Origin of the sequence: Azospirillum sp. B506 (assembly GCF_000333595.1) — a bacterium.
GTDB lineage: Bacteria > Pseudomonadota > Alphaproteobacteria > Azospirillales > Azospirillaceae > Azospirillum.
Genome location: NZ_BADK01000447.1, coordinates 1 through 6,206 on the forward strand (window position 1 = coordinate 1; position 6,206 = coordinate 6,206).

Consider the following 6,206-nt stretch of genomic DNA (forward strand, 5'->3'; position numbering starts at 1 on the left):
GACCGGTCGGGATTGACGAAGAAATGCGGCGTCTGACCAGGAACAGGCCGGGATCCTGCTGGAAGAAGCCGACCGTCGCCTTGAGAATGCCCACCGTCGGCACATGGTCGGCGTCAAGCACCAGCACCAGGTCGCCCGACGTCTTCTGGAACGCATGGTTGATGTTGCCGGCCTTGGCATGCTCGTTGCGCGGCCGGGTCATGTAGGTGACCTGCAGCCGTTCGCACAGCGCGGTCAGCGTCTGGCGCCGGGCCGAAGCCGCGGCGGCCAGCTCCGGGTTGCTGTTGGCCAGCTTCTGGTCGGTGCCGCCATCGTCCAGCAGATAGACATGCAGCTTGTCGCGCGGGTAGTCGATGCAGGCCGCGGCGGCCAGCGTCGTCTCCAGCAGCTCCGGCTCCTCGTTGTAGGAGGGGATGTAGACGTCGACGCTGGGCCAGAAGGCGGGATCGCCCGTCGGTTCCGACGGTTCGCGGACCAGCGGGTCGATGATGACGAACAGCGAGGTCAGGAACAGGACGAAGGACAGCGCCTCGGCCGCGAACAGGGTCACGCCGGGGATGAAATTCACCAGATCGTCCACCGGCGGCAGCGTGCCGGTCAGGCGCCAGAAGAAATAGCGGAAGGTGACGAAGGCCAGCAGCAGCACGGTCAGGGTGCGGGCATGCCAGAAGCGTTGGGCGAAGCGCCCCAGCACGAAGGCCGCCGCCACCACGCCCGCCGAGATGGCTGCGCTTGCAAATCTTCCAACGGGAAGCGCCGCCAAAGCAAGAAACAAACCCGCCGACAGCAACAATAAAATCCAGAGCAGAACAGATCGCAATGAGAAGCGGCGATTGCTCAGGCTGGGCTGACGTTTGGACTGCTGCGCTCTATTGTTCAGAGGACGAACAACGGTCTTGGCGCCGGACGAATTTGTCATGCGAATCCGCAGAATGAGGCCATCCCACCCTAGTGGGTGAACCCTTATGGCTCAAGCTTCGTTACAAATCGTTACTCACTCCGGCTGAAACCCCCTAAAATGCCGGATTTTCTGCGGCAATGTGGTTGGGGCTGCGGTTTGGCGGCGGCCGGCGGCCGATGGGGACCGCATACGGATGGGTGCGACTCGGAAAGCTCGCTGCCGCTGATGCAACCCGAGTCATCGCGCGGCTGCATTGCGCGCCGGTTTTCGATTGGGGTGATGACGCTGCGCGGGATTGTCGCCATGGTGGCGGACAATTCGCCTTTCCATCGATCGCCGCACAGGTTCCCTTTCGTCCCGATGACCACCTCCACCCTTCTGTCCGACGTCTTTGCCGTGCTGGCCCCGGTTTTCGTCGTCGCGGCGCTCGGCTATTGCTGGGCGCGGGGGAAACTGCCCTATGACAGCGCCTTCATCACCACCTTCGCCATCAACGTGTCGTCGCCCTGCCTGGTCTTCTCCGCCCTGACCCGGCTGCATCTGTCGGCCGACGTGATGGCGGAGATGGCGCTGGCGGCGACCGTGTGCATGGGGATGACGGCAATGGCCTCGATTCCGGTGCTGCTGGCGTCGGGACTGTCGCTGCGGGTCTATGTGCCGGCGATGGCCTTTCCCAACGCCGGCAATCTGGGGTTGCCGGTCTGCCTGTTCGCCTTCGGCGAGAACGGCCTGAGTCTGGCCGTGCTGTTCTACGCGGTGATGTCGGTCGGCCAGTTCACGCTGGGTCCGGCGCTGGCCGCCGGGCGCTTCGACCTGGGGCAGATGGCGCGCACGCCGACGATCTACGCGGTGGCGCTGGCGGTGGCGATCCAGCTCTCTGGCCTGCCGCTGCCGGTGTGGATCGGCAACACCACCACGCTGCTGGGCAACTGCGCCGTGCCGTTGATGCTGTTCTCGCTGGGGGTGGCGCTGTCGAAGCTTCGGCTGTCGGGAGCCGTGAGGGCCCTGTCAATGTCGGCCTTCCGGCTGGCGGTCGGCTTCGGCATGGGGCTGCTGGTGGCCTGGGCGATGGGGCTGACCGGGGCGGCCCGCGGCGTGGTCGTGGTGCAAAGCTCGATGCCGGTGGCGGTCTTCAACTATCTCTGGGCGCTGCGCTATGGCAATGCGCCGGAGGACGTGGCCGGCATGGTGCTGGGGTCCACCGCCATGGCCTTCGTCGGGCTGCCGGCGCTATTGATGTTCGTGATGCAGTAGAAGGGAGGGGTTTCATGGCGCACAGGCAACACCGCTATGCCGTCCGGCTGGACTGGACCGGCAATCTCGGCACCGGCACCTCGGCCTACCGGGCCTACAGCCGCGACCATCTGCTGAGCGCCGGAACCAAGCCGGCGATCTCCGCCACCTCCGATGCGGCGTTCCGCGGCGATCCGGCGCGCTGGAACCCGGAGGAGATGCTGGTCGGTGCCCTCTCCTCCTGCCATCAGCTCTGGTACCTGCATCTCTGCGCCAGCGCCGGGATCGTCGTCACCGCCTACTCCGACGATGCCGATGGCGTGATGGAGGAGGAGGGCGACGGCGGCGGCCAGTTCACCGCCGTCGTGCTGCGACCGCGGGTGACGCTGGCGCCGGGGGCGGATGCCGCACTGGCGCTTGCCCTGCACCATCGGGCGGCGGAAAAATGCTTCATCGCCCGCTCGGTGAATTTTCCGGTCCGGCACGAACCGACGGTGGAGATCGAAGGAGAGGTGGCCGGCGATGACCGTTGACGTCCTCGACGCCGTTGCCGGCCGGCGCAGCATCCGCGCCTTCCTGCCCACCCCGGTGGAGCGGGAGACGGTGCTGCGCATCCTCGACCTCGCCGCCCGCGCGCCGAGCGGCTCCAACATCCAGCCCTGGAAGGTCCATGCCATCGCCGGGGAGGCACGCGCCGCCCTGTCGGCGGAGCTGCTGGCCGCCCATGAGGCGGGGGAGCCGGAGGTGCCGGAATATCCCTATTATCCGGAAAACTGGCGGGAGCCCTATCTCGGCCGCCGGCGGGCGGTGGGCTGGGCGCTGTACGGGGCGCTCGGCATCGGCAAGGGCGACCGCGAGCGGATGGCCCGCCAGCATGGCCGCAACTGGCTGTTCTTCGGCGCGCCCGTGGGGCTGTTCTTCTCCATCGACCGCGACATGGGCAAGGGCGGCTGGCTCGATCTCGGCATGTTCATGCAGACCGTGATGATCGTCGCCCGCGGCTTCGGGCTGGAGACCTGCCCGCAGGCGGCCTTCTGCTACCGCCACGCCATCACCGCGCGGCATCTGGACCTGCCCGACACCGAGATCATCGCCAGCGGCATGGCGCTGGGCTTTGCCGACTGGTCGGCACCGGAAAACAATTTCCCGACCGACCGCGAACCGGCGACGTCATTCACCCGCTTCACCGGATTCTGACAGCACCCTACAGGGTGACGAACCCGTTGGGCGCCACAGCCTCCGGTGCGCAGGGCGACAGACTCTTGGCCACGAAGGCGGCGGTCTGCAACAGCACGCGCGGCGAGAAGGGCTTGGCGATATAGCCCAGCCCGGCACCGCCGGCCTGGGCCTTGTTGGGCGGGTTCCCGGTGGCGAAGACGCAGGCCACCCCCATCGCCTTCAGTTCGCGGGCAACGTCGAGCCCGTTCGAGCCGTTGGCCAGCTTGATGTCGACGAAGGCCATGTCAGGCCGCTCCTGCCCGGCCAGGGCCAGGGCGGAGGGCAGATCATCGGCGATTCCCGTCACCTCGTGGCCGGCTGACTGGAGAGTCAGCGACACACCCTCGGCGATCAGGAACTCATCCTCAATGATCAATATCTTCATTGTTTTTCTTGTATATCTTGCGGGAGGGCCGGAACTGTCACGCTTGGGTCGGCGCTTTCGGCTTCAACGGGAAAGTTAAAAGGAAGCGCGTCCCCGGAGTCAAACGTTCGATCTCAAGACGGCCTCTGATTTGCCGTGTCAGATTTCGGACCGTGTTCAGGCCGAAGCCGCCCCCGTTGCTTGCAACCTCCTCCGGCAAGCCGACTCCATCATCGGCGACGTCGATGCGAATCTCGCTCCCGCTCACCCCGAAATCGACCGTGACCGTGCCGGGCCGCCCGGCGGGGAAGGCGTGTTTGTAGCTGTTGGTCAGCAGTTCGTTGACGATCAGCGCCACCGGCACCGCGGTGTCGACCGGCGCAGACAACGGGGCGCGGATCGTCATACTCATCGTCGGCTCGCCGCTCGCGGTGGGCTGGGCGGCGTTCTCGGCGATGCTGCGGATCAGGTCCGACAGTTCGACTGTGTCATACACCGCACCCTCGCCATAGAGCCGGCGATGAACCTCGGCGATGGCCAGCACGCGACTGCTGCTGTCCAGCAGTTCCTGGCGCACCTCCTGGCTGCGATGCCGCAGCGCCTGGGTCCGCAACAGGTTGGCGACGATCTGCAACGAGTTCTTGACCCGGTGGTTGACCTCATCGAGCAGAATCCTGTTCTCCTGCAACGCCTTGGCCAGCGCCTGCCCCTCCGCCCGCTCGGCCTGGTAGTCCCGTTCCAGCCGCCGGACGGTGGAAAGGGCGAGCCAGCCGGCGACCGATGCGAAAACCACCCCATAGGCGATGGTCAGCAGTTCGAGGATGGTGGCGTGGCGGCTGCGCCGGTCCAGCAACATGTCCTCCTCCGCCCGCATGCTGGCGGTCAGGCGGCGAATCCCGGCCATGGTGCTGGCGCCCGTCCCCTCGCGGATGGTCGCCAGCGCCCGCTCCAGCCCACCTTCGGCGGCCTGCCGCAGCACCTCGCCGATCTGGTCCAGCCTTTGGGCGGTCAGGGCGCGCAGCGCCTTCAACGTGTCCTGCTGAACCGGGTTGTCGGCGGTCAGCGACCCGACGCTGTCCAGCAGCCGACGGCTGTGCTCCCGCGCCTCCTCATAGGCGGCGAGATGACCGGGATCCGGCAGCAGCAGGTATCCGCGCTCGCCGGATTCGGTGTCTGAGAGAGCGGATTGCAACGCCTCGACGGTGGAAATGACCTCGCGGGTGTGGTCGACCCAGTCGATGGCGCGGCGATACTCGATGAACACGGCGACGAGCAGCAGGAAACCGACGAACAGGCCGCCAAGCAGCAATGCCGATAATCTCGCGGCACGGGCACGCACCATACGGCGCGCAAGGCTGGGATCCGTATTGAAGGGCATGGACCGTTCCCGCTTTACACCGTCGTTCACCTCTTGACGCAGTCCGCTCAGTCTGGATTGTCCCGAATAGGAGGCATTGACGTGGGTCAAGAAAAGCTCCCCCGGCAAATGATCATGGTGGCTTCCCATACCAATGGACAGGCCCCCCTCCCGATGGCACCCGCACAGCACTGCTAAAGCTTCAGGGCGGATGCCAGCGTGTCCTGCAGCCGGACGGGCTGGATCGGCTTGTGCAGCAGCGCGCACTGGGCGCTCGCCGCTTCGCGCAGACGGTCGGCCGAAGTGTCGCCGGTCAGCAGCACGCCGGGAACGTCGCGCGACAGGCGGCGGCGGATCATGTCCATCACCATCAGTCCGGTGTTTCCGCCCGGCAGGCGGTAATCGGCAAGGATCAGGTCGGGCTCCGTTCCCGCCTCGATCAGGCTGGCCAGAAGCTGCTCCGCCTCCGCGCCGCTGCCGGCCTCCACCACGCGATAGTTCCAATCCTCCAGCATCAGCACCAGCGCCATGCGGATGACGGCATCGTCCTCCACCAGCATGACCAGCCGCCCGCCATCGTCACCGCTCCCACCGACGCCAGCGCTTCCGGTGGCGCCCGCCCGTGGCGTCACGTCCGGCCTGGCGTCTGCGATCGGCAGGCTGACCGTGAAGCGGCTGCCGCGACCGAGCGCGGAGGTCACGTCGATGCTCCCCCCCAGCATGGTGACCAGCCGTCTGGCGATGCTCAACCCCAGCCCCAGCCCTTCGCGCCGGTCGCGGGCGGCGTTGCCGACTTGGAAGAAGTCCTGGAAGATGCGCTCGATGTGCTGGTCGGCGATGCCGATGCCGCTGTCCCACACCTCGATCTGCAGATGGTCGCCGCGCCGCCGCGCACCGAGCAGCACCCGCCCGCCGGGGGCGAAGCGCAGCGCATTGGCCAGCAGGTTGCGCAACACCCGTTCCAGCAGGCGCGGATCGGTCCGCGTCGTCAGATGCGGCGCCACCAGACGCAGGCTCTGCCCGGCGGCCTCGGCGAGCGGAGCGAACTCCCCATGGAGCCGGCCCAGCAGGGCGGCGACATCGACCGGCTCCGGATTGGGAGCGACCAGCCCGGCCTCCAGCTTGGAGATGTC

Annotated in this window: 7 protein-coding genes; 3 read left to right on the plus strand and 4 right to left on the minus strand. The window is 66.9% G+C overall.

Annotated features, from left to right (window positions below; translation table 11 throughout):
* The coding region (locus I71_RS13595; RefSeq protein ID WP_244433820.1) for a glycosyltransferase at positions 1 to 709 on the minus strand (709 nt) is incomplete at its 3' end.
* 552 nt (positions 710 to 1,261) lie between these two features.
* On the opposite strand from I71_RS13595, the gene I71_RS13600 reads away from it, so the two are divergent.
* The 3 genes from I71_RS13600 to I71_RS13610 are packed head-to-tail and all read left to right on the plus strand — an operon-like array spanning position 1,262 to position 3,331.
* Positions 1,262 to 2,155, plus strand: coding sequence for an AEC family transporter (locus I71_RS13600; protein WP_042695398.1), 894 nt, complete (start codon positions 1,262 to 1,264; stop codon positions 2,153 to 2,155).
* A gap of 14 nt (positions 2,156 to 2,169) precedes the next feature.
* Positions 2,170 to 2,667 (plus strand): OsmC family protein, encoded by a 498-nt coding sequence (locus I71_RS13605; protein WP_042695395.1) that lies wholly within the window; start codon positions 2,170 to 2,172, stop codon positions 2,665 to 2,667.
* Positions 2,657 to 3,331 carry a nitroreductase gene (locus I71_RS13610; RefSeq protein WP_042695396.1) on the plus strand — a complete coding sequence of 225 codons (675 nt, stop codon included), beginning with the start codon at positions 2,657 to 2,659 and terminating at the stop codon, positions 3,329 to 3,331. Before I71_RS13605 ends, I71_RS13610 begins: the two co-directional genes overlap by 11 nt.
* 7 nt (positions 3,332 to 3,338) lie before the next feature.
* On the opposite strand, the gene I71_RS13615 is transcribed toward I71_RS13610, so the two are convergent.
* From I71_RS13615 to I71_RS13625, 3 genes are all read right to left on the minus strand, one after another.
* Positions 3,339 to 3,737 (minus strand): response regulator, encoded by a 399-nt coding sequence (locus I71_RS13615; RefSeq protein WP_049976101.1) that lies wholly within the window; start codon positions 3,735 to 3,737, stop codon positions 3,339 to 3,341.
* 37 nt (positions 3,738 to 3,774) lie between these two features.
* A complete protein-coding gene (locus I71_RS34990) occupies positions 3,775 to 5,094 on the minus strand; it encodes a sensor histidine kinase (protein WP_083897147.1) in 1,320 nt (439 codons plus the stop codon).
* A gap of 173 nt (positions 5,095 to 5,267) precedes the next feature.
* On the minus strand, positions 5,268 to 6,206 hold a 939-nt coding region (locus I71_RS13625; RefSeq protein WP_042695397.1), incomplete at its 5' end, for an ATP-binding protein.